Here is a 22921-nt window from a genome sequence, read left to right as displayed (position 1 = left end):
GCATTCAGGCCTTGCCGGCCCGCCAATGGCCCACCAGAATCAAGCCTGATCTCCCGCTCTTTTCACCAGGATGAACGTCATGATGCATGCGGATTTGATTGACCAGGATGACCTGCTGAGCCAACTGCGCTCGCTGGGTTTCGAGGTGTCCAGCGGCGCCACCGCCGAGCAGGCGTGCGAATGTGCAGTGCGCGGCCTGGACCCGGCACGGGCCAAGGCACTCAAGGGCATGGTTGAGCAGATGTACACCAGCAGTGCAACGATTTTGCCGGCGGTGCGCCAGGCGATCGATAAGCAGTTGTTGCCAGCGTTGGTGGCATTCAGGCAGGGTTCCGGGGGCTGATCCACCGCTATCGCGAGCAAGCCCGCTCCCACATTTTGACTTGTGAACACGGTCAAATGTGGGAGCAGCGGTGCGACGATTCGATTTGCTCGCGATGCAGACGCCTCGGTCTACAGCCTTACGCTGGCGAACGTCGACTCATTGCGCGCCTGGCTCAAGGCCGACATCGGCCCGGACAACGGTGACAACACCAGCGCCGTCGGAATCGGCATCATCGCCACTTGCTGGGTAGTATTGGAGCCCACGCGCTCATCGCGAGGCGGAATGCCGAAGTATTCGCGGTAGCACTTGGAGAAGTGCGGTGTAGACACGAATCCGCACACCGAGGCGACTTCGATGATCGACATCGGCGTTTGCTTGAGCAATTGCCGCGCACGGATCAGGCGCAACTTGAGGTAGTAGCGCGACGGCGAGCAGTGCAGGTATTTCTGGAACAGTCTTTCCAACTGCCGCCGGGAGACCGTGACGTACACCGCCAGCTCATCCAGGTCGATGGGTTCCTCCAGATTGGCTTCCATCAGCGCCACGATTTCCTGCAATTTCGGCTGGTTGGTGCCGAGCATGTGCTTGAGCGGTACACGCTGGTGGTCCTGCTCATTGCGGATGCGTTCGTAAACGAACATCTCGGAAATCGCTGCCGACAATTCACGACCGTGGTCACGGCTGATCAGGTGCAACATCATGTCCAGCGGCGCGGTGCCGCCGGAGCTGGTAAAGCGATTGCGGTCCAGGGTGAACAGGCGCGTGCTCATCGATACCCGTGGAAAGGCTTCTTGCATAGCCGCCAGGCATTCCCAGTGCACACTGCAGTCAAAACCGTCCAGCAGCCCAGCGCACGCCAGGGCCCAACTGCCAGTACAGACGGCGCCGAGGCGACGCGACTGGCGCGCCTGGCCCTGCAGCCAGGACACGTGCTCACGGGTCACCGAACGCTGGATCCCCACGCCGCCACAGACAATTACGGTGTCGAGGGCCGGCGCTTTGTGGATGGAGGCATCGGGGGTGATTTGCAGCCCGTCGCTGGCCCACACCTGGTTGCCGTCGACACTCAGGGTCGTCCAGCGGTACAGCTCGCGACCGGACAACTGATTGGCCATGCGCAGCGGTTCCACCGCGGAGGCCAGGGAAATCAGCGTGAAATTGTCCAACAGCAAAAAGCCGATGGATTGAGGCGCACGGTTCTGGGGTTGAGCCCCGGCGTTGGACGATGTCATCGCGGTATCTCCTCACACAAAGCGGGTGATGGCCTCAGGCGAGGCTCTTGTTATTGCGCTCATCATCCGGCGGGAGAGAGGCTTTGGAATTGATAGAGCAAATGCCATGCCTAAACTTGAATGCACATTCAATAAATCCTGAAAACGACCTGCTGAAGCCTTTAAACAAGCCCGCGGATCGAGTGTCGGATATGACCCGAAAAGGAGGTGCGAGCAGTCCCGTCCCGGGGCTGTGAGCAGAACGGTAGCACTTGTGGGAAGGCGCTTTCAGCGTGTGTAGGAAGTGTGTCACCGCAAGCACAGGTGACGAGTGGTCAGGCGCAAAATCGTTTGCAAGCTACTTATCTATTTGCGACGCGCTAAAAGGTGGCGCTCGGGGGTTCTATGTTCACTTTATGAGCAGGGTTGCCTGCGCTATCGCATTCGCGAGCAAACCCGATCCCACATCTGTTCGGCGTTCGCAAGAGGGCTCGGGCGAACGTGGGAGCGGGCTTGCTCGCGAATGCAGCCGACCCGGTTTTACGGGATCAGCACTCCACCATGCTCACGGCCAGGCCGCCTCGCGAGGTTTCCTTGTATTTGTCGTGCATGTCCGCCCCGGTATCGCGCATGGTGCGGATCACCCGGTCCAGCGAGATGAAGTGCTGGCCGTCGCCGCGCAATGCCATCTGCGCCGCATTGATCGCTTTCACCGCGGCGATTGCATTGCGTTCGATGCACGGCACCTGCACCAACCCGCCGACCGGGTCGCAGGTCAGGCCCAGGTTATGCTCCAGGCCGATTTCCGCCGCGTTGCACAATTGCTCCGGCGTGGCGCCGAGAATCTCCGCCAGGCCCGCCGCCGCCATCGCACAAGCCGAACCCACTTCCCCCTGGCACCCGACCTCGGCGCCCGAGATCGAAGCATTCTTTTTACACAGAATCCCCACCGCTGCCGCACCGAGAAAGTAGTCCACCACGTTGGCTTCGGTGACCTCCTCACTGAACTTCATGAAATAGTGCAGGACTGCCGGGATGATCCCCGCCGCGCCATTGGTCGGTGCCGTGACCATGCGCCCGCCGGCCGCGTTTTCTTCGTTCACCGCGAGCGCGAACAGGTTGACCCATTCCATGGCGCTCAGGGTCGAGCCGATCACATTGGGCTTGTTCAACTCCAGCAAACTGCGGTGCAACCTGGCCGCTCGTCGCCGTACATTCAGGCCACCAGGAAGAATGCCTTCGTGCTTCAGGCCCTGCTCCACACAGTCTTGCATGGCGTGCCAGAGCGTCATCAAGCCGCTGCGGATTTCCGCCTCCGAACGCCAGACTTTTTCATTGGCCAGCATCAGCTCGGCAACCCGCAGGTTGTGGGTCTTGCACAGGCTCAGCAACTCCACTGCGCTGGAGAAATCGTAAGGCAACTCGGTGCGATCCGTGTCCGCCACGCCGCTGCGGGCCTGGGCCTCGTCCACCACAAAACCGCCACCGACCGAGTAGTAGGTGTCACGGTGCAGCTCGGCCTCATCACCGAACACCACCAGGGTCATGGCATTGGGATGGAACGGCAGGTTTTCATCGAGCAGGCGCATGTCCCTTGACCACAGAAAAGGCACCGGTAACCGGTTATCCAGCAGCAGTGTGTTAGTCTTTCGGACGGTATCGATGCGGGGGCCGATCTGAGAGGGGTCAATCGCATCCGGCCATTCGCCCATCAGCCCCATGATCACGGCGTTATCACTGCCGTGGCCAATACCGGTGGCCGACAATGAGCCGTAGAGTTGAACCTCGACGCGCCGCACCTGCTCCAACATACCGCGTTCGCGCAGCACCTGAACGAACAACGCCGCAGCCCGCATGGGGCCGACGGTGTGAGAACTGGAAGGGCCGATGCCGATCTTGAACAGGTCGAAAACGCTGATAGCCATTGCCGTGAAACTCCTCGATAGCACACGCCAGGCGCAATAACACCTGGTGGCGGAGCTGCTACGCTCAAGTCGCCTGATGGCGGCATCATCAAGCTTTCGTTGCTCCCTGCGGCGTCTCACACCGACATACCCATGCTCGCCAGCGTCGTCCCCGTGCATTGGGGCGAAATGGCCGTTTTTTGCGGTGCAAATCGCCAAAAAGTACTGTTTTGGCTTTGGAAAAATCTGTATGCGACGTCACCGACACTGGATACGACCATCCCTGTACTGGATACGACGCCCCCTGTAGGCGTCAGATTTTCACTGGTACATGATCAGTCTCGACTCGTTTGCAAGGCACTGAGGCCGCGCGTTCATCGCACGCCCCAATTGCAACACTTATAAGCGCGGTCAAGCACCGCTAGAAAAACACCAGGAGTCCACGTTCATGAAAGGTTCCCACCCGTTGTTGTTGACCGCCATGCTGAGTCTGTCGCTCGCCGCCAATGCTGCTGAGCCGGAACACTGCAGCACTGTCAACTTCTCCGACGTCGGCTGGACCGACATCACCGTCACTACCGCGACGACCAGCGTCGTCCTTGAAGCCCTAGGCTATAAAACCAAGACCACGATGATTTCCGTACCGGTGACCTACAAGTCCCTGGCGGACGGCAAGAACATGGACGTGTTCCTCGGCAACTGGATGCCGACCATGGAAAACGACATCAAGCCGTACCGTGACGCCGGCACCGTCGACACCGTGCGCGCCAACCTGGAAAACGCCAAGTACACCCTGGCGGTCCCTGAGGCGCTGTACAACAAAGGCCTGAAAGATTTCGCCGACATTGCCAAGTTCAAGAAAGAGCTCGGCGGCAAGATCTACGGCATCGAGCCGGGCAACGATGGCAACCGCACCATCCAGAGCCTGATCGACAAGAATGCCTTCGGCTTGAAGGACGCCGGGTTCAAAGTGGTCGAGTCCAGCGAAGCCGGCATGTTGTCCCAAGTCGAGCGCGCCGAGCGGCGCGGGACCGATGTGGTGTTCCTGGGCTGGGAACCACACCCGATGAACACCCGCTTCAAGATGAAGTACCTCACCGGCGGTGACGATTCGTTCGGCCCCGATTACGGCAAGGCCACCATCTACACCAACACCCGCAAAGGCTACGTCGAGGAATGCAGCAACGTGGGTCAGTTGCTGAAAAACCTGGTGTTCAGCCTGGACATGGAAAGCACCCTGATGGGCAATGTCCTGGACGACAAGATGAAGCCCGAGGCCGCGGCCAAGGCCTGGCTGAAAAAGAATCCGCAAGTGCTCGACACCTGGCTCGCCGGGGTAACCACCATTGATGGCAAACCCGGAGCGCAAGCGGTGAAAACCTACCTCGCCAACTAGGCGAATACTGCCCCCCACACACAACCGCTAACCCCGGGTCGGCGTGCCGCCCCGGGATGTTTTCCCACTTCGCATGTGGACACTCACTACCATGCTGACTGATCATAAAATCCCGCTAGGCCAGTACATCGCTGCCTTCGTCGAATGGTTGACGCAAAACGGCGCCGACTACTTCGACGCAATCGCATCGACACTGGAAACGATGATTCAAGGCGTGACGTTTGCGCTGACCTGGTTCAATCCACTGGCATTGATCGGTCTGATTGCGCTACTCGCTCACTTTATTCAACGTAAATGGGGATTGACTGTTTTTGTCATCGCCTCTTTTCTGCTGATCCTCAACCTGGGGTACTGGCAGGAAACCATGGAGACCCTGGCGCAGGTGCTGTTCGCCACCCTGGTCTGCGTGGTGATTGGTGTGCCGCTGGGGATCGTCGCCGCACACAAGCCCATGTTCTTCACCGTGATGCGGCCGGTACTCGATCTGATGCAGACCGTACCGACCTTCGTCTACCTCATCCCTACCCTGACCCTCTTCGGGCTGGGTGTGGTGCCCGGCCTGATTTCCACGGTGGTGTTCGCGATTGCCGCACCTATCCGTCTGACTTACCTGGGTATCCGTGATGTACCGCAAGAGTTGATGGACGCCGGCAAGGCCTTTGGCTGCTCGCGCCGTCAACTGCTCTCGCGCATTGAGCTGCCCTACGCCATGCCGAGCATTGCCGCCGGCATTACCCAATGCATCATGCTCTCGTTGTCGATGGTGGTGATCGCCGCCCTGGTGGGCGCGGACGGCCTCGGCAAGCCCGTGGTCAACGCGTTGAACACCGCCGACATTGCGCTGGGCTTTGAAGCCGGCCTGGCCATCGTGCTGCTGGCCATCATGCTCGACCGCATTTGCAAACAACCCGATGCCAAAGTAGGGGGTGATGCATGAGCATTATCCGATTCGACAATGTCGACGTGATCTTTTCCAAAGACCCACGCGAAGCGCTCAGCCTGTTGGACCAAGGCCTGAGCCGCAATGAAATCCTGAAAAAGACCGGGCAGATCGTCGGCGTGGAAAACGCCAGCCTGGATGTCGAGAAAGGCGAGATCTGCGTGCTGATGGGCCTGTCGGGTTCCGGCAAGTCGAGCCTGCTGCGCTGCATCAACGGCCTCAACACCGTCAGCCGTGGCCAGCTGTTTGTCGAGCACGAAGGTCGACAGATCGACATCGCCTCGTGCACCCCGGCAGAGCTGAAAATGATGCGCACCAAACGCATCGCCATGGTGTTCCAGAAGTTCGCCCTGATGCCGTGGCTGACGGTGCGTGACAACATCAGCTTTGGCCTGGAAATGCAGGGTCGCCCCGAGAAGGAGCGGCGCAAGCTGGTGGATGAAAAGCTTGAGCTGGTCGGCCTGTCCCAGTGGCGCAACAAGCGGCCTGACGAACTCTCCGGCGGCATGCAACAGCGCGTCGGCCTGGCGCGCGCACTGGCAATGGACGCCGACATCCTGTTGATGGACGAGCCCTTCTCGGCCCTCGATCCGTTGATCCGCCAAGGTTTGCAGGATGAATTGCTGGAGCTGCAGCGCAAGCTGAGCAAGACCATTGTCTTCGTCAGCCACGACCTCGACGAAGCGCTGAAACTCGGTAGTCGTATTGCGATCATGAAAGACGGCAAGATCATCCAGTACAGCGTGCCGGAAGAGATCGTGCTGAACCCGGCCGATGAGTATGTGCGCACCTTTGTCGCGCATACCAACCCCTTGAACGTACTGTGCGGCCGCAGCCTGATGCGCACCCTGGACAACTGCAAGCAGGTCAACGGCTCGGTATGCCTGGATCCGGGTGACGATTCCTGGCTGGAACTGGCCGAGGGCAACACCATCAAGGGCGCCCGACAGAATGGCATGCCGATGAACCTGCAAAACTGGGCACCGGGGCAAGCCGTGGAAGGCCTGGGCCGCGTACCGACGCTGGTGGATTCGAATATCGGCATGCGCGATGCGTTGCAGATTCGCTACCAGACGGGCAACAAGCTGGTGCTGCATGACAACAACAAGGTGGTGGGGATCTTGGGAGACAGTGAACTCTACCATGCCCTCCTGGGCAAAAACCTGGGCTAGCCCCTTGATCGTCCGCCCATCACTGTAGGAGCGAGCTTGCTCGCGAGAAACGAATAGGCGACACGGGCTGCCAGATATCGCTGCGTTATCGTTGACGTTTTTCGCGAGCAAGCTCGCTCCTACAGTGAAGCGGTGGTGTCAGGGAGACACCACCGGCCTTTCGACTATCAGCTATACACCCGGCCGAGGAGTTGCCGATGGCTTTCAAACTGATCGAGCACATCCCGGGTAATCTGCTCCGGGGTGAAGCCCATCAGGTCGTATTCCTGAGGCCCGTTGTGCAGGTAGACCTCGGCACGGTAGTAACGGGTGCGTTCTTCCTCGGGCAGATCGCCAGGCGCCGCCGTGTAGCCATCCAGGCTCACTTCATACACAAACGGATTGCCTTCCGGCATCTCGATCCGCACGCCAATGCAACGCTTGGACTTACCCAACAAGGTCTGCACTTCCAGCCCCTGGTCCCGCAACGCAACAGCCGCTTCTTCCAGCGCTGGCGTGACCTTCTTGTCCATGAAGCGCTGCACGATGGCCTGGCTCGGTTGCAGCTCCAGCGCGGTCAAACGCTCACTGAAACCACGCCGACCACGTTCAGCCAGTTGCGCTTGCTCCTGTTCGATCGCCACATCCTGGCGCATGGCCTTGTGCAGGCCGAACATGAAGCAGATCAGTACCACCGAGAACGGCAGTCCGGCCAGCACTACCATGGTTTGCATGGCTTCAAAGTTACCGGCAAACAGCAGGCCGACGGTCACCAGGGTGATCACCGCCGACCAGAAAATCCGCAGCCAATGCGGCGCATCCTCGTCAACGCTACCGCCCTTGCAGGACAGGTTCGCCATCATCACCGCGCCAGAATCCGCGGGCGTCAGGAACAATACAAAACCGACAAAGATCGACACCCCGATCACTACTTTCGACGCGGGGTAATACTCCAGCAACTGGTAGATCGCCATGGATGGCTGTTCCAGCGCCGTCTTGCCCAACTCCACCGCGCCATGGTTGAGTACCAGGTCCAGGGCCGAGTTACCGAAGATCGACAGCCACGCCAGGGTAAAGCCCAGCGGGATCAGCAGCACGCCGGCCACCAGCTCACGCACGGTACGCCCACGGGAAATACGCGCGATGAACATCCCCACGAATGGCGCCCAGGAAATCCACCAGGCCCAGTAGAACAGTGTCCACAAGCCCATCCAGCGCTCGGATGCCGCACCGTCGCCTTCATACACATACAGGTCGAAGGTTTTCAGCACGAGGCCGTTCATGTAGTCACCGATGTTCTGCACGAAGCCGTTGAGCAAATGCAGGGTCGGTCCGAACAGCAGCACGAAAATCAGCAAGCCACTGAACAACACGATGTTGAGGTTGGACAAGCGACGAATGCCGTTTTCCACCCCCGACACCGCCGCGATGGTCGCCACGCTACTCATCACGATGATCACGATCAGCAGGTTAGTGTTGCTGTGTGCCATGCCGAACAGGTTCTCAAGCCCCGACGACACTTGCATCGCGCCGATTCCCAGGTTGGTCACCAGGCCCAACAAGGTCACGAACATGCCGAAGCCGTCCACCGCGTGACCGGCGGCGCCCTTGACCCAGCGCTCGCCCACCAGCGGGTACAGCGCCGAACGCAACGCCAGCGGCTGGTTATGACGGTAGGCAAAGTACGCCACGGCCAGGCCGACCAGCGCGTAGATCGCCCAGCCATGCAGGCCCCAATGCAGGAACGTCAGTTGCAGGGCCTGGCGCGCGGCCATCTGGGTCGCGGCCGCGCCTTCGGGCGGGTTGTAGTAGTGGTCCAGCGGTTCGGATGCGCCGAAGTACAACAGCGAAATACCGATCCCCGACGAGAACAACATGCCGGCCCAGGCACCGTAGCTGAAGTCCGGTGTGTCGTCCTTGCTGCCCAGCTTCAACTTGCCATAGGACGAAAATGCCAGGCCCACCACGAATACCAGGTAGGCGGCGATGACCACCATGTAATACCAGCCAAAGCTTTTCGAGAGCCAGGTCTGGGCGACGCCAAGCAGCCTGCCGGCCTCTTGCGGGGCACTAATCAAAATCGCAGTCAACAACAGAACCAGCGCGGTAGAGGTGTAGAACACCCAACCGTTGACCCGTACCTTTTCCGGCGGGGTCTTTATAAGAGAGGCAGAACTCATGGCACAGATGCTCCAGGCAGTGCGAGAGAGGAACGCAAGGCAGCGCTTGACCCATGCCATCGTTTTTTCGGCAGCCGACGGACGGGTGATATAAAGACACCCCGAAAATCGTTGAGCCCCGGCGAAGCTGTGACTTCGGGCGTTTCAAAGGTTTTTCAGGTGTCAGATGTCGCCGTCTGCGGGTAGGCAATACCTGCAGGCAGCGACCATTTGTCGCAGATCTTATTCTTTGTTGATTGAACGTTCAATCAAAACAAAATAGACTGGCCCGCAAGCCGACGGACGTTGATCGCTCGTCGCCAGGCCTAAGGAGAGGTGCTACATGCCCAAGGTCGGTATGCAACCCATACGCCGCCAACAGTTGATCGAAGCCACATTGACGGCCATCGATCAGGTTGGGATGGGAGATGCCAGCATTGCGCTGATCGCCCGTCTGGCCGGCGTTTCGAACGGCATCATCAGTCACTACTTTCAGGACAAGAATGGCCTGATCGCCGCCACGATGCGGTACCTGATGAATGTGCTGATCGAGAACGTCCACGAACGTCGGCGTGACCTGGCGGATGACAGCCCACGGGCGCATCTCCAGGTGATTATCGGAGGCAACTTCGACGCCAGCCAGGTCAACGGCCCGGCGATGAAAACCTGGTTGGCCTTCTGGGCCGCCAGCATGCACCACCCGTCTTTGCACAGGTTGCAGCGGATCAACGATCACCGTCTGTATTCCAACCTGTGTTGCCAGTTCCGCCGCGTGTTGCCAGTGGCCGATGCACGCAGCGCAGCCCGCGGCCTGGCGGCCCTGATTGACGGTTTGTGGTTGCGCGGCGCCCTGTCGGGAGACGCTTTCGACACGGAGCAGGCGCAACGGATCGCTTACGAATACATGGATTTCCAATTGGCCAAGCAGGTGAGTTAGAGCACACATAAACGCTCAACCCCTGAACGTCCGCCGATCAGTGCTGCCACCACTCAATGGCCCACTTTTCAGCGGGTAACGCCAACCACTTATGCACTTGCGAGGACTTTATGGCCCGTTTCGAATTGCAAAAACTCTACATTGACGGCGGCTACAGCGACGCTGGCAGCGATGCCACCTTCGAAGCCATCAACCCGGCTAACGGTGAAGTTCTCGCCAACGTGCAACGCGCCACCTTCGATGACGTTGAGCGTGCTGTGGTCAGCGCCGAAAAGGGCCAGAAAATCTGGGCCGCGATGACCGCCATGGAACGTTCGCGCATCCTGCGTCGCGCCGTCGACATCCTGCGCGAGCGCAACGATGAACTCGCCGCACTGGAAACCCTGGACACCGGCAAGGCGTTCTCCGAAACCAAATATGTCGACATCGTCACCGGTGCTGACGTGCTGGAATACTACGCAGGCCTGGTGCCCGCCATCGAAGGCGAGCAAATCCCGCTGCGTGACACCTCCTTCGTCTACACCCGTCGCGAACCGCTGGGCGTGGTCGCCGGTATCGGCGCGTGGAATTACCCGATCCAGATCGCTCTGTGGAAATCCGCTCCAGCCCTGGCGGCCGGTAACGCGATGATCTTCAAGCCAAGCGAAGTGACTTCCCTGACCACCCTGAAACTGGCCGAGATCTACACCGAGGCCGGCGTTCCAGCAGGTGTGTTCAACGTACTGACCGGCAGCGGCCGTGAAGTCGGCACTTGGCTGACCGAGCACCCGCGCATCGAGAAAGTCTCCTTCACCGGCGGCACCGACACCGGCAAGAAAGTCATGGCCAGCGCTTCGAGTTCCTCGCTCAAGGAAGTGACCATGGAATTGGGCGGCAAGTCGCCACTGATCATCTTCGACGACGCCGATCTGGATCGCGCCGCCGATATTGCGATGATGGCCAACTTCTACAGCTCCGGTCAGGTCTGCACCAACGGCACCCGCGTATTCGTGCCCACGCATCTGCAAGCGGCGTTCGAGGCCAAGATCGTTGAACGCGTTGCGCGCATCCGCGTCGGCGACCCGCAAGACGACAACACCAACTTCGGCCCGCTGGTCAGCTTCGCCCACATGGAAAGCGTGCTCGGCTACATCGCCAAAGGTAAGGAGCAAGGCGCACGCCTGCTGTGTGGCGGCGACCGCCTGACCGACGGCGACTTCGCCAAGGGCGCATTCGTGGCACCGACCGTGTTCACCGACTGCACCGACGAGATGACCATCGTGCGTGAAGAAATCTTCGGCCCGGTGATGAGCATCCTCACTTACGAAACCGAAGAAGAAGTGATCCGCCGCGCCAACGACACTGACTTCGGCCTGGCTGCCGGCCTGGTGACCAAGGACCTGAACCGCGCCCACCGCGTGATTCATCAACTGGAAGCCGGTATCTGCTGGATCAACGCCTGGGGCGAGTCCGACGCCAAGATGCCGGTTGGCGGCTACAAGCAGTCGGGTGTCGGCCGTGAAAACGGGATCAGTTCGCTGAACAACTTCACGCGCATCAAATCGGTACAGGTCGAGCTGGGCGACTACGCCTCGGTGTTCTAAAGCCGAGCCTTGCGTTGCCTGCGAGGCCGCCATCGCGAGCAAGCCCGCTCCCACATGTTGACCGTATGAACCCGATCAACTGTGGGAGCTGGCTTGCCTGCGATCGAGTGCGAAGCACTTGCCAGACCTGACCAAATTTCAAAGAGGGTGCATTTATGTCCCAAGAATACGACTACATCATTGTTGGCGCGGGATCGGCCGGTAACACCCTGGCCACCCGCCTGACCGAAGACGAAGGCGTCACCGTCCTGCTGCTGGAAGCCGGCGGCCCTGACTACCGTCTCGACTTCCGTACCCAGATGCCCGCCGCCCTGGCGTTCCCGCTGCAAGGCCGTCGCTACAACTGGGCCTACGAAACCGATCCAGAGCCACACATGGATGGCCGCCGCATGGAATGCGGTCGTGGCAAGGGCCTGGGTGGCTCTTCGCTGATCAACGGCATGTGCTACATCCGTGGCAATGCCATGGACTACGACAACTGGTCGAAACTGCCGGGCCTGGAAGACTGGAGCTACCTGGACTGCCTGCCGTACTTCAGAAAAGCTGAAACCCGTGACATCGGCCCCAACGACTACCACGGTGGCGACGGCCCGGTCAGCGTGACCACGCCTAAAGCCGGGAACAACCCGCTGTTCCACGCCATGGTTGAAGCCGGCGTGCAAGCCGGTTACCCGCGTACCGAAGACCTGAACGGCTACCAGCAAGAAGGCTTCGGCCCAATGGACCGCACCGTGACGCCGAACGGCCGTCGGGCCAGTACCGCGCGCGGCTACCTGGACGTGGCCAAGAAGCGTTCGACGCTGACCATCGTCACTCACGCGCTGACTGACAAAGTCTTGTTCGAAGGCAAGCGTGCCGTGGGTGTGCGCTACCTGATCGGCGCTGCCGAAGAGCGCGTCGAGGCCCGTGCCCGCAAAGAAGTGCTGGTGTGCAGCGGCGCTATCGCTTCGCCGCAACTGCTGCAACGCTCCGGCGTTGGCCCGGCCAAGCTGCTGGAAAGCCTCGACATCCCGGTGGTTCATGACCTGCCAGGCGTCGGCGAAAACCTGCAGGATCACCTTGAGCTGTACCTGCAATACGCCTGCACCCAGCCCGTCTCGCTGTACCCGTCGCTGCTCTGGTACAACCAGCCGGCGATCGGTGCCGAGTGGCTGTTCAACGGCACCGGTATCGGCGCCAGCAACCAGTTCGAAGCCGGCGGGTTCATCCGTACCCGTGAAGACTTCGAGTGGCCGAACATCCAGTACCACTTCCTGCCGGTCGCGATTAACTACAACGGCAGCAACGGTGTGAAAGAACACGGTTTCCAGGCGCACATGGGTTCCATGCGCTCGCCAAGCCGTGGCCGCGTGCAATTGAAGTCGAAGAACCCTCGCGACTACCCGAGCATCCTCTTCAACTACATGGCCACCGAGCAGGACTGGCAGGAATTTCGCGACGGCATCCGCCTGACCCGTGAAATCATGCAACAGCCGGCACTGGACCCGTTCCGTGGCCGCGAAATCAGCCCGGGCATCGAGGTACAGACCGACGAGCAACTGGATAAATTTATCCGCGAGCACGCCGAAACCGCGTTCCACCCGTCCTGCTCGTGCAAGATGGGCACCGACGAGATGGCCGTGGTCGATGGCGAAGGTCGTGTGCATGGCATGCAGGGCCTGCGGGTGGTCGATGCCTCGATCATGCCGATCATCACCACCGGCAACCTGAATGCGCCGACGATCATGATCGCCGAAAAAATCGCCGACAAGATCCGTGCCCGCCAGCCACTCCCACGCAGCACAGCCGACTACTACGTGGCGGGCGATGCGCCAGTGCGTGGCAAGCCGATGCGTGAAGTGGGGCCGATGGCGCAATAACTGATACACCGCGGCGCGCCCTTCGCGAGCAAGCCCGCTCCCACATTTTGATGTGTGAATACAGTCAAATGTGGGAGGGGGCTTGCTCCCGATGGCCCCCGACCAGCCAACACAAATCTTCTCAGCCCCTTCCTGCACCGCCCTGCCCTTGATCCCATCCCCCGCGACGGCCTACTCTAATGGTCGCGCAAACGTTTCACCTTCCCACCGACGCGCCGACACTTGTCCGGCCACGAGGCTTTCTCATGTTTGATGTCGTTTCTTCGAGCAAATGGCCTACCGGCTTTCTGATCAATCCAAATGTTGAACCGCTGGACCCGAAATGGCTGAAGGAATTCAGCAAGATCCCGGCCGCTGCCGTCAGCGATTGCCTGGGGCGTAACGTCGGTGGCCTGGGCCTCAAGGCCTTCCATGGCAACGCTCCGATGCTCGGCAGCGCGCTGACCGTGCGCGTGCGTCCAGGTGACAACCTGATGATTCTCAAAGCCATGCAGATGGCCCGTCCGGGCGATGTGCTGGTGATCGACGGCAGCGCCGACCTGACCCGCGCGGTGTTCGGCGGCATCATGCGCGCCATGGCCTTGAAGGCCGGCATCGTCGGCGTGGTGATCAACGGTGCCTTGCGCGACCTCGACGAATGGCAGACCGGCGAACTGCCAGCGTATGCCATCGGCGGCGTACACCGTGGTCCGAGCACCGACGGCGGCGGCGAAATCAACGTGCCGATTTCCTGTGCCGGCATGTTGGTGATGCCCGGTGACCTGATGATCGGTGATGGCGACGGCGTCGTGGCCGCGTCCCGCAGCGAACTGCCGGAGTTGCTGGTGCGTTGCCACGACCTGCTGGCCCGCGAACAGGCTACACTCGCCGCCATCGAAGCCGGCACCCTGGACCCTGATCGTTTTGACGCGATCCTGCGCGCCAAGGGTTGCCCGGTCTAACCCCCAAAGCAAAAGCATCGCAGGCAAGCCAACGCCCACCTTTGAATGTGTTCACAAATCAAAATGTGGGAGCGGGCTTGCTCGCGAAGGGGCCCTTCAGGCCACCACCGCCCACCAGGAAGGCCCCATGTTCGACGCTCACCCGCAGCTCAGAAAACACTTCGCGGCCCTGCGCACCACCGCCGAATTCTTCTCTTTGCGCTACGTGCGCGAATCCGGCCTGTTTCTGTCAGTGCGCAAGAACGTCGCCGAACCGCCACACCTGAGCCAGGACCAAGGCGCCATGCTCACGGTGCGCCTCAACGGTGTCGAAGCCTACGCCGCGACCCACGATATTTCCCTGCCCGGGCTGCAAGCCGCGCTTGAGCGCGCCGAACAGCAAGCACGGCGGATCAAGCCGCATGCCCTGCTCGACCTGCGCGAGCAGCCAGTGTCCAGCGAAGTCGCTGATTATTTGTCGCCCGACCTGGATCAGCCCTTCCCGTCCCTGAGCGAGTGCTACCAACGGCTGGGCGCCGAGTCCGCCACCGTGCCCAAGGATGAGCGCTTGGTGAGTTGGGAGGTCAGCCTCGGCACCACCCTCGTCGAACAGATCTACCTCAACAGCGCCGGGGCCGTCCTGCGCCAGGCCCAGCGTTTTGTCTTCCCGGGCATCAACGTGACCGCCTATGACGGCAACGACAGCCAGACCCGGACCTTGGGTGGCAGCAACTTCGGCCAGCAAGGTGGCTTCGAGGTGGTCAAGCGTTTCGGCCTGATGGGCGCCGCCACGGAAATTGCCGATCAGGCGCTGCAACTGCTGCTGGCACCGAATACGCCTCAAGGTCCGCGTGACCTGCTGCTGATGCCTGACCAAATGATCCTGCAGATCCACGAGTCCATCGGGCATCCGCTGGAGTTGGACCGCATCCTGGGTGACGAGCGCAATTACGCGGGCACCAGCTTCGTCAAGACCAGTGACTTCGGCCAGCTGCAATACGGCTCCAAACTGCTGAACGTGACGTTCGACCCCGATATTCCCGAGCAACTGGCCAGCTACGGCCATGACGACGACGGCACGCCCGCCCGTAAACAGTTCCTGATTCGCGAGGGCCTGTTGCTCAAGCCTCTGGGCGGTGCGCTGTCGCAATATCGCGCAGGCTTGGGTGGCGTCGCCAACAGTCGCGCCTGTAGCTGGAACCGCGCGCCCATCGACCGCATGGCCAACCTCAATATCGAGGCCGGCGACCAGAGCCTGGCGCAACTGATCGCTGGCATCGAGCACGGCATTCTGATGTCGAACAATCGCTCCTGGTCCATCGACGATGCGCGCAACAAATTCCAGTTCGGTTGCGAATGGGGTCAATTGATTGAAAACGGCGAACTCAAGGGCGTGGTGAAGAACCCCAACTACCGGGCTATTTCCGCGCAGTTCTGGCGCAAGCTCAGCGCCGTTGGTGACGCCAGCACCTTCAAGGTGTTGGGCACGCCCAACTGTGGCAAGGGCGAACCCAATCAGGTAATCCGCGTCGGCCATGCCGCGCCGGCTTGCGTATTCAGCGATGTCGATGTGTTTGGAGGAGATGCCTGATGCAGGCGTTCAAGGGCTTGGTGGATTGGCTCAAGCAGGCCATCACCGAAGAGGAACAGTTTCATCTCGGTTACGCAGCGGAGTCATCCGAATTCGTGCGCTTCAACCATGCGCGCGTGCGTCAGGCTGGCCAGGTGCAACAGGCGAGCGTGAACTTGAAGCTGATCAACAACGGCCGCCACGCCGACCTCGGCATCACCCTGGGCGGCTCCCCCGAACTTGACCGCCAGCGCTTGGCCGAAGGCCTGCAACAGTTGCGCGAAACCTTGCCGCTCCTGCAACGGGATCCTTATCTGCTGCTCAACCACAGCGCCTGGCACAGCCACAACACACAGCTTCAGCCACTGCCGGAGCTGGATCAGGTGCTGGCGGACATCAGCCTCGCCGCTGAAGACACCGACCTGGTCGGATTTTATGCTGCGGGCCCCATAAGCCGCGGCTTCGCCAGCTCATCGGGAGCGTTTGGCTGGCACCAGGCGAACAGTTTCAACTTCGACTTCAGCCTGTTCCATGCCAACGGTGAAGCGGTCAAGGCCAGTTATGCCGGCGATGCCTGGAACAGCGCGGCGTTTGCCCAGCGCTTTCAACAGGCGCGCGAACAACTGGCGTTCCTGGGCCGACCACTGCATCCACTGACGCCGGGCGAATACCGGGCGTACCTGGCGCCGGCGGCCATGGAAGAGATCATCGGCATGCTCGCCTGGGGCGGTTTTTCTGCCCAGGCCATCGCCAGCAAAAGCAGCCCGTTGCAGCGTTTGTATGCCGGCGATCAGACGCTGAGCCCGTTGGTGGGCATGAATGAACAGGTCAGCGCGTCCCTGAGCCCGGCGTTTTCCCGGGACGGTTATCCGCGTAGCGACGTGACCCTGATCAGCGCCGGCGTGGCCGAGGGCCGCCTGGTCAGTTCGCGCAGCGCCGCCGAATACGGGTTGAGCGCTAACGGTGCCGACAGCGACGAATCGCCCAGCGCCTTCCAGATGGCGGCGGGCGATCTGGCCCAGGCCGACATCCTCGAGCAATTGGGCACAGGCTTGTATATCAGCAACCTGTGGTACCTGAACTACTCTGACCAGCCGGCAGCCCGCCTGACCGGCATGACCCGCTTCGCCACGTTCTGGGTGGAAGATGGCGAGATCAAGGCGCCGGTCAGCACCATGCGCTTCGATGACAGCGTCTACCACCTGCTGGGTTCACAGCTGGAGGCGTTGACGGCCGAACGCGAGTTGCTGCTGTCGGCCAGCACCTATGGCCAGCGCGATACCTCATCCAACTTATTGCCCGGCGCGCTGATCAAACGCCTCACCTTGACCCTGTAGGCACATTAGCCCCGGCGATGCTGCGTTGGGTTTTGTGGAGACGTCAAGGCACGTCTCCTACAGGGGAATGCCCCGCGTCTTGATGAACCTTCCTTTACATGCAGCCCATTGGTTGATGGGTTGTTGTCGCCCACCGAAAACCTCGATATAAACGTCAGTGGCGTCCCGCCACCCTTCAACCCACTTGCCGCCAAGTGATGCATGACCTCGCCTGGGAAAGGCGAGCCGGAGCGTTGACATGCACCAAGGAAGTTTTGTCATTGAGAAGCTGTTCAAGCACTACAACGTTCACGTAGAGCGACTCGGCAACGACCCGCAGAGAAAGACCGTGCTGCTGGTCAACGGCGCGCTGTCCACGACCCGCTCGTTTGCCCGCACCAGCAAGTGCCTGGCCGAGCACTTCAATGTGCTGATGTTCGACCTGCCGTTCTCCGGCTATTCGCGCCCCCACAACACCGATCTCGACTTGGTGACCAAGGACGACGAAGTGGAGATCCTCAGGGCGCTGGTGGAACGCTTTGAAGTCAACCACCTGGTATCGGCCTCCTGGGGCGGCATCTCGACGCTGCTGACCCTGGCCCGCAACCCGCCCTCCATCGAAAGCTCGGTGGTGATGGCCCTGGCGCCTAACCTCAACCAGGCCATGCTCGAATACGTGGAGCGCGTGCGGGTACTGATCGAGGCCGACGATAAATCCGCCGTCGGCCACCTGCTCAACGAAACCGTCGGTAAATTTCTCTCGTCCCGGCTCAAGCGCAATAACCACCGCCATCTGTCGAACATGGCCACCACCGAGTACCGGCAGGCGCGCTTTCATATTCATCAGGTGCTGGCCCTGGGCGATGGCAACTACCTGCCGCAATTGCGCCGGATCGAAACTCCTGTGCACTTTCTCAACGGTGCGCTGGACGAATACACCCCAGCCATTGAAGCGCAGTCGTTCAAGCAGTATGTCGGGCGCAGCAGCTTCGCCACCGCCGAACACACCGGGCACTTGCTAGACCTCGAGTCCCGCGAAGCAGCGATCGCCGTGCATCGGATACTGATCGATTTCCTGGTGGGCAAAGACGTTCCGCTCTCCGATATAGACCAACCGCCAGTGGGAAATGAGGCAGCGGATGGCGCATAATCGGCACCCCATCGCCAGCTGAGAAAAGGGACCTCATGCCCAATCGTGTCGAGCTAGATGCCAAGACTGCCCGCTGGATTCCTTGGGTGGTGGCGATTGCCTTCTTCATGCAGTCGCTCGACGGGACGATTCTAAATACAGCCCTGCCCGCCATGGCGCAGGACCTGGCGGAAAACCCACTGCGCATGCAAGGCGTGATCATCGCCTACATGCTCACCGTGGCCTTGCTGATCCCGGCGTCGGGCTGGATCGCCGACCGCTTCGGCACCAAGAACATCTTCTTCAGCGCCATCCTGCTGTTCAGTCTCGGCTCATTGCTCTGCGCGCTGTCCCACAGCTTGTCCATGCTGATCGGCGCTCGGGTGATCCAGGGCCTTGGAGGCGCGCTGATGTTGCCGGTGGGGCGGCTGGTGGTACTGCGCGCCTATCCGCGTTCAGAGCTGGTGCGCATCATGGGGTTCATCACGATTCCCGGCCTGCTCGGCCCGTTGCTCGGCCCAACCATGGGTGGCTGGATGGTGCAGTACCTGACGTGGCACTGGATCTTCCTGATCAACCTGCCCGTGGGGCTGATCGGTTGCTATGCCGTGTGGAAGTTCATCCCCGACCTGCGCGGCAACGAACGCACGCGCTTCGACAGTCTGGGATTCCTGTTGTTTGGCGCGGCGATGGTGCTGATCACCATCGCCATGGAAGGCCTTGGCGAACTGCACTTGCCGCACCTGCGCGTGATGTTGCTGCTGTTCGGCGGCATGGCGTGCCTGGCGGCCTATTGGCTGCGGGCCGGGCACATCGAAAACCCGCTGTTCTCGCCGCAGCTGTTCAAGACCCGGACCTTTGCCGTGGGGATTCTCGGCAACCTGTTCGCGCGCCTGGGCAGCGGTGCCCTGCCGTTCCTGGTGCCGTTGCTGCTACAGCTTGCCCTGGGTTACTCGCCCTCCCAGGCCGGGATGAGCATGCTGCCCCTGGCGGCCGCGGCAATGGTCGCCAAGTCCCTCGCGCGGACGCTGATCGAGCGTCTGGGTTATCGCATCGTCTTGACCGGTAACACGCTGGCACTGGGGTTGATGTTGGCGAGCATGGGCCTGGTCAGCGAGCAGACACCTTATCCGTTGTTGCTGGCCATGCTGGCGGTGCTCGGGGCGATCAACTCGCTGCAGTTTACCGCGATGAACACCGTGACCCTGATCGACCTCGATGACGCCCAGGCCAGCAGCGGCAACAGCCTGTTATCGGTGGTGGCGCAACTGGCCCTGAGCCTGGGGGTGGCCTGTGCCGGCGCCTTGCTCGGCGGCTTTACCGCTGAATCCGGCAACGATGGTGTCAACACCGTGCTGGGAGCATTCCAGTTGACCTTCCTCACCGTGGGCATCATGGCGATGCTGGCGGCGGCGATTTTCCTGCAACTGTCGCCCAAGGATGGCAAACGCGTGGTCAAGCGCGAGCACGATGTGGAGCACTAGAAGCGGCTGTGAGCCACAAGCCACAAGCCGCAAGCCGCAAGCTTTTAGCTTGCAGCTTGCGGCTAGTGGCTAGTGGCTAGTGGCTTACAGCTGCCCCTCACCCCTTCATCAGAACATGCGGGGAATTCCACAGGGGGGCTGTTACACTACGCGACATTTTGTTTTGCAGAGCCAGTCCCGTGACCACCATCGCCACCGCTTTTAATACTTTGCCGCTGTCCGCCGCCATACTGGCTAACCTCGACTCGCTGGGTTATGTCGAGATGACGCAGATCCAGGCGCAAAGCTTGCCGGTGATCCTCAAGGGGCTGGACCTGATCGCCCAGGCCAAGACCGGCAGCGGCAAGACCGCCGCCTTCGGCATCGGCCTGCTGAACCCGATCAACCCACGCTATTTCGGCTGCCAGGCCCTGGTAATGTGCCCGACCCGCGAGCTGGCCGACCAGGTCGCCAAGGAAATCCGCCGCCTGGCCCGCGCCGAAGACAACATCAAGGTGTTGACCCTCTGCGGTGGCGTGTCCCTCGGCCCACAGATCGCTTCGCTGGAACACGGCGCGCACGTCATCGTCGGCACCCCGGGACGCATCCAGCAACACCTGCGCAAGGGCTCGCTGGTGCTCGACGGCCTGAACACGCTGATCCTCGACGAAGCCGACCGCATGCTCGACATGGGCTTCTACGACGCCATCGAAGACATCATCAGCAAGACCCCGGCGCGCCGTCAGACGTTGCTCTTCTCGGCCACCTACCCGGTCAGCATCAAGCAACTGGCGTCCAAGTTCATGCGCGCGCCGCAGCAAGTGAAGGCCGAGGCGTTCCATTCGGACGAGCAGATCGAACAGCGTTTCTACGAAATTTCCCCGGAAGAGCGCATGGACGCGGTGACCAAGGTGCTGTCGCACTTCCGCCCGGCCTCCTGCGTGGCGTTCTGCTTCACCAAGCAGCAAGTGCAGGAAACCGTCGACCACCTGACCGCCAAGGGGATTTCCGCGGTCGGCCTGCATGGCGACCTGGAACAGCGCGATCGCGACCAGGTGCTGGCGATGTTCGCCAACCGCAGTACGTCCGTCCTGGTAGCCACCGACGTGGCCGCGCGCGGCCTGGACATTGACGCACTGGACATGGTGATCAACGTCGAACTGGCCCGCGACTCGGAAATCCACATTCACCGCGTCGGCCGTACCGGTCGTGCCGGTGAAACCGGGATTGCCATCAGCCTGGTGGCGCCGTCCGAAGCTCACCGTGCCCAGGCCATCGAGCAACTGCAGAAGTCGCCGCTGAACTGGGACCAACTGGACAACCTCAAGCCGCAAAGCGGTGGTCCGCTGCTGCCACAGATGAGCACCTTGTGCATCGCCGCTGGCCGTAAAGACAAGGTTCGCCCGGGCGATATCCTTGGCGCACTGACTGGCGAAGCCGGTATCCCGGGCGCCCAGGTCGGCAAGATCGCGATCTTTGACTTCCAGGCCTTCGTGGCCGTGGAACGCGGCATCGCCAAGCAGGCGTTGCAACGCTTGAACGACGGCAAGATCAAGGGCCGTTCGCTGCGCGTGCGGATCCTGTAAAGCTCTCAAGCTATTGCAGAGATCTAAATGTGGGAGCGGGCTTGCTCGCGAATGCGGTGTATTGGTCACCTGATTATTTGACTGACACACTGCATTCGCTAGCAAGCCCGCTCCCACATTTTTGACTGTATTTCATATCAGTATTTTGTGAGGACTCCGTTTTGCGCTCGACCGAAGTTGTGATCATTGGCGCCGGCGCCGCAGGCTTGATGTGCGCGCTGACCGCCGCCGGGCGTGGGCGCACGGTGATGTTGATCGACCATGCGAACAAGGCCGGCAAGAAGATCCTGATGTCTGGCGGTGGTCGCTGCAATTTCACCAATATGTACACCGAACCGGCCAACTTCCTGTCGCAGAACGCACACTTCTGCAAGTCGGCGCTGGCCCGCTATACCCAGTGGGATTTCATTGGATTGGTGGCCAAGCACGGCGTGCCGTACCACGAGAAAAAACTCGGCCAGCTGTTCTGCGACAACAAATCCAGCGACATTCTCGGCATGCTGCTGGACGAGTGCATCCAGACCGGCGTGAACCTGCATCTGGACACATCGATCCAGCAGATCGACAAGCTCGAGTCGGGTTATCGGCTCCAGACCACCCTGGGCGAGCTGCATTGCGAATCCCTGGTAATCGCCACTGGCGGGTTGTCGATTCCTACGCTGGGCGCCACCGGGTTCGGCTATCAAGTGGCCAGACAGTTCGGCCATGAACTGTTGCCGACCCGTGCCGGCCTGGTGCCGTTCACCATCACCGATCAGCTCAAGGAACTGTGCACCGAGCTGTCCGGCACTTCGGTGGATTGCCTGGTGAGCTGCAATGAGCAGAGTTTTCGCGAAAACATTCTGTTTACCCATCGTGGCCTGAGCGGGCCGGCGATCTTGCAGATTTCCTCCTATTGGGAGTCCGGCGATACCGTCGAAATCAATCTGCTGCCAGACCATGACGCCCACGCCTGGCTGCAACAGCAACAAGCCGAACGGCCCAACAGCGAACTGAAAACCCTGCTCGGGGAGATTTTCACCAAGAAGATGGCCAATCTGCTGGCAGAACAGTGGTTTGTTTCCAAGCCGATGAAACAGTACACCCATGCGGAATTGGCGGAGATCGCCCACACGCTGGGAAGCTGGCAGTTGATCCCGGCGGGCACCGAGGGTTATCGCACGGCGGAAGTGACCTTGGGGGGCGTGGATACGCGGGAGGTATCGTCCAAGACCATGGAGTCGTTGAAAAGCCCTGGCTTGTATTTCATCGGCGAAGTGCTGGATGTGACCGGGCATCTGGGCGGGTTCAATTTCCAGTGGGCCTGGGCTTCGGGCTACGCGGCGGCGCAATACGTCTGACACAACACGGTAAAAATGTGGGAGCGGGCTTGCTCGCGAAGGTGGTGATTCAGCTGACGAATTCGGTGACTGACACACATTCGCGAGCAAGCCCGCTCCCACCCTTGATTTGCGGCGCCTGGAAGAAATTTT

General features: G+C 60.8%; 17 protein-coding genes. 14 read left to right on the top strand and 3 right to left on the bottom strand.

The window, feature by feature from the left end; genetic code table 11:
- Window positions 1-79: 79 nt before the first annotated feature.
- A complete protein-coding gene (locus AC6CIA_RS12670) occupies window positions 80-343 on the top strand; it encodes a hypothetical protein (protein WP_339528163.1) in 264 nt (87 codons plus the stop codon).
- Window positions 344-453: 110 nt separating this feature from the next.
- Here AC6CIA_RS12670 and gbdR read toward each other — a convergent pair whose 3' ends face one another.
- Window positions 454-1557 carry a choline metabolism transcriptional regulator GbdR gene (gene gbdR / locus AC6CIA_RS12665; RefSeq protein ID WP_498312414.1) on the bottom strand — a complete coding sequence of 368 codons (1104 nt, stop codon included), beginning with the start codon at window positions 1555-1557 and terminating at the stop codon, window positions 454-456.
- A 527-nt stretch (window positions 1558-2084) separates the two neighbouring features.
- Window positions 2085-3461 (bottom strand): L-serine ammonia-lyase, encoded by a 1377-nt coding sequence (locus AC6CIA_RS12660; RefSeq protein ID WP_498312412.1) that lies wholly within the window; start codon window positions 3459-3461, stop codon window positions 2085-2087.
- A 427-nt stretch (window positions 3462-3888) separates the two neighbouring features.
- On the opposite strand from AC6CIA_RS12660, the gene AC6CIA_RS12655 reads away from it, so the two are divergent.
- The 3 genes from AC6CIA_RS12655 to choV all read left to right on the top strand — a co-directional run bounded on the left by AC6CIA_RS12655 (window position 3889) and on the right by choV (window position 6948).
- Complete coding sequence (locus AC6CIA_RS12655; protein ID WP_498312410.1) at window positions 3889-4836, top strand: choline ABC transporter substrate-binding protein; 948 nt, start codon at window positions 3889-3891, stop codon at window positions 4834-4836.
- Between the two features lie 91 nt (window positions 4837-4927).
- Window positions 4928-5773: a choline ABC transporter permease subunit gene (choW, locus tag AC6CIA_RS12650; protein WP_339528155.1), complete on the top strand. Its 846-nt coding sequence runs from the start codon at window positions 4928-4930 to the stop codon at window positions 5771-5773.
- Window positions 5770-6948, top strand: coding sequence for a choline ABC transporter ATP-binding protein (gene choV / locus AC6CIA_RS12645; protein ID WP_498312408.1), 1179 nt, complete (start codon window positions 5770-5772; stop codon window positions 6946-6948). The genes choW and choV overlap by 4 nt, the downstream gene beginning before the upstream one ends.
- Before the next feature lie 167 nt (window positions 6949-7115).
- On the opposite strand, the gene AC6CIA_RS12640 is transcribed toward choV, so the two are convergent.
- Window positions 7116-9050: a BCCT family transporter gene (locus AC6CIA_RS12640; protein ID WP_498312613.1), complete on the bottom strand. Its 1935-nt coding sequence runs from the start codon at window positions 9048-9050 to the stop codon at window positions 7116-7118.
- Between the two features lie 379 nt (window positions 9051-9429).
- Between AC6CIA_RS12640 and betI the strand changes: the two genes are divergently transcribed.
- The 10 genes from betI (at window position 9430) to AC6CIA_RS12590 (ending at window position 22789) form a co-directional block, all read left to right on the top strand.
- Window positions 9430-10023 (top strand): transcriptional regulator BetI, encoded by a 594-nt coding sequence (gene betI / locus AC6CIA_RS12635; RefSeq protein ID WP_339528151.1) that lies wholly within the window; start codon window positions 9430-9432, stop codon window positions 10021-10023.
- Window positions 10024-10133: 110 nt separating this feature from the next.
- On the top strand, window positions 10134-11606 hold the full coding sequence (betB, locus tag AC6CIA_RS12630) for a betaine-aldehyde dehydrogenase (protein WP_498312406.1): 1473 nt from the start codon (window positions 10134-10136) through the stop codon (window positions 11604-11606).
- A 155-nt stretch (window positions 11607-11761) separates the two neighbouring features.
- Window positions 11762-13465 carry a choline dehydrogenase gene (betA, locus tag AC6CIA_RS12625; RefSeq protein ID WP_498312404.1) on the top strand — a complete coding sequence of 568 codons (1704 nt, stop codon included), beginning with the start codon at window positions 11762-11764 and terminating at the stop codon, window positions 13463-13465.
- A 245-nt stretch (window positions 13466-13710) separates the two neighbouring features.
- Window positions 13711-14406, top strand: a complete 696-nt coding sequence (locus AC6CIA_RS12620; RefSeq protein ID WP_084378494.1) for an RraA family protein — start codon at window positions 13711-13713, stop codon at window positions 14404-14406.
- Between the two features lie 127 nt (window positions 14407-14533).
- Window positions 14534-15976, top strand: a complete 1443-nt coding sequence (locus AC6CIA_RS12615; protein WP_498312402.1) for a TldD/PmbA family protein — start codon at window positions 14534-14536, stop codon at window positions 15974-15976.
- Entirely contained in the window at window positions 15976-17292 is a 1317-nt protein-coding gene (locus AC6CIA_RS12610) for a TldD/PmbA family protein (protein ID WP_498312400.1), read from the top strand. The genes AC6CIA_RS12615 and AC6CIA_RS12610 overlap by 1 nt, the downstream gene beginning before the upstream one ends.
- A 238-nt stretch (window positions 17293-17530) precedes the next feature.
- Window positions 17531-18421: an alpha/beta fold hydrolase gene (locus AC6CIA_RS12605; RefSeq protein ID WP_498312398.1), complete on the top strand. Its 891-nt coding sequence runs from the start codon at window positions 17531-17533 to the stop codon at window positions 18419-18421.
- Window positions 18422-18456: 35 nt separating this feature from the next.
- Window positions 18457-19884 carry a multidrug transporter subunit MdtD gene (gene mdtD / locus AC6CIA_RS12600; protein WP_498312396.1) on the top strand — a complete coding sequence of 476 codons (1428 nt, stop codon included), beginning with the start codon at window positions 18457-18459 and terminating at the stop codon, window positions 19882-19884.
- Window positions 19885-20063: 179 nt separating this feature from the next.
- On the top strand, window positions 20064-21449 hold the full coding sequence (gene dbpA, locus AC6CIA_RS12595; protein WP_498312394.1) for an ATP-dependent RNA helicase DbpA: 1386 nt from the start codon (window positions 20064-20066) through the stop codon (window positions 21447-21449).
- 161 nt (window positions 21450-21610) lie between these two features.
- Window positions 21611-22789 carry a BaiN/RdsA family NAD(P)/FAD-dependent oxidoreductase gene (locus tag AC6CIA_RS12590; RefSeq protein WP_498312392.1) on the top strand — a complete coding sequence of 393 codons (1179 nt, stop codon included), beginning with the start codon at window positions 21611-21613 and terminating at the stop codon, window positions 22787-22789.
- Window positions 22790-22921 lie beyond the last annotated feature (132 nt).

This window comes from Pseudomonas sp. GQ91 (genome assembly GCF_059758795.1).
This window is presented reverse-complemented; position numbering and strand designations above follow the sequence as displayed.

Coding starts and splice junctions, on each gene's coding strand:
- AC6CIA_RS12670 (WP_339528163.1), top strand. CDS start 80: ATGATGCATGCGGATTTGATTGACCAGGATGACCTGCTGAGCCAACTG.
- gbdR (WP_498312414.1), bottom strand. CDS start 1,557: ATGACATCGTCCAACGCCGGGGCTCAACCCCAGAACCGTGCGCCTCAA.
- AC6CIA_RS12660 (WP_498312412.1), bottom strand. CDS start 3,461: ATGGCTATCAGCGTTTTCGACCTGTTCAAGATCGGCATCGGCCCTTCC.
- AC6CIA_RS12655 (WP_498312410.1), top strand. CDS start 3,889: ATGAAAGGTTCCCACCCGTTGTTGTTGACCGCCATGCTGAGTCTGTCG.
- choW (WP_339528155.1), top strand. CDS start 4,928: ATGCTGACTGATCATAAAATCCCGCTAGGCCAGTACATCGCTGCCTTC.
- choV (WP_498312408.1), top strand. CDS start 5,770: ATGAGCATTATCCGATTCGACAATGTCGACGTGATCTTTTCCAAAGAC.
- betI (WP_339528151.1), top strand. CDS start 9,430: ATGCCCAAGGTCGGTATGCAACCCATACGCCGCCAACAGTTGATCGAA.
- betB (WP_498312406.1), top strand. CDS start 10,134: ATGGCCCGTTTCGAATTGCAAAAACTCTACATTGACGGCGGCTACAGC.
- betA (WP_498312404.1), top strand. CDS start 11,762: ATGTCCCAAGAATACGACTACATCATTGTTGGCGCGGGATCGGCCGGT.
- AC6CIA_RS12620 (WP_084378494.1), top strand. CDS start 13,711: ATGTTTGATGTCGTTTCTTCGAGCAAATGGCCTACCGGCTTTCTGATC.
- AC6CIA_RS12615 (WP_498312402.1), top strand. CDS start 14,534: ATGTTCGACGCTCACCCGCAGCTCAGAAAACACTTCGCGGCCCTGCGC.
- AC6CIA_RS12610 (WP_498312400.1), top strand. CDS start 15,976: ATGCAGGCGTTCAAGGGCTTGGTGGATTGGCTCAAGCAGGCCATCACC.
- AC6CIA_RS12605 (WP_498312398.1), top strand. CDS start 17,531: ATGCACCAAGGAAGTTTTGTCATTGAGAAGCTGTTCAAGCACTACAAC.
- mdtD (WP_498312396.1), top strand. CDS start 18,457: ATGCCCAATCGTGTCGAGCTAGATGCCAAGACTGCCCGCTGGATTCCT.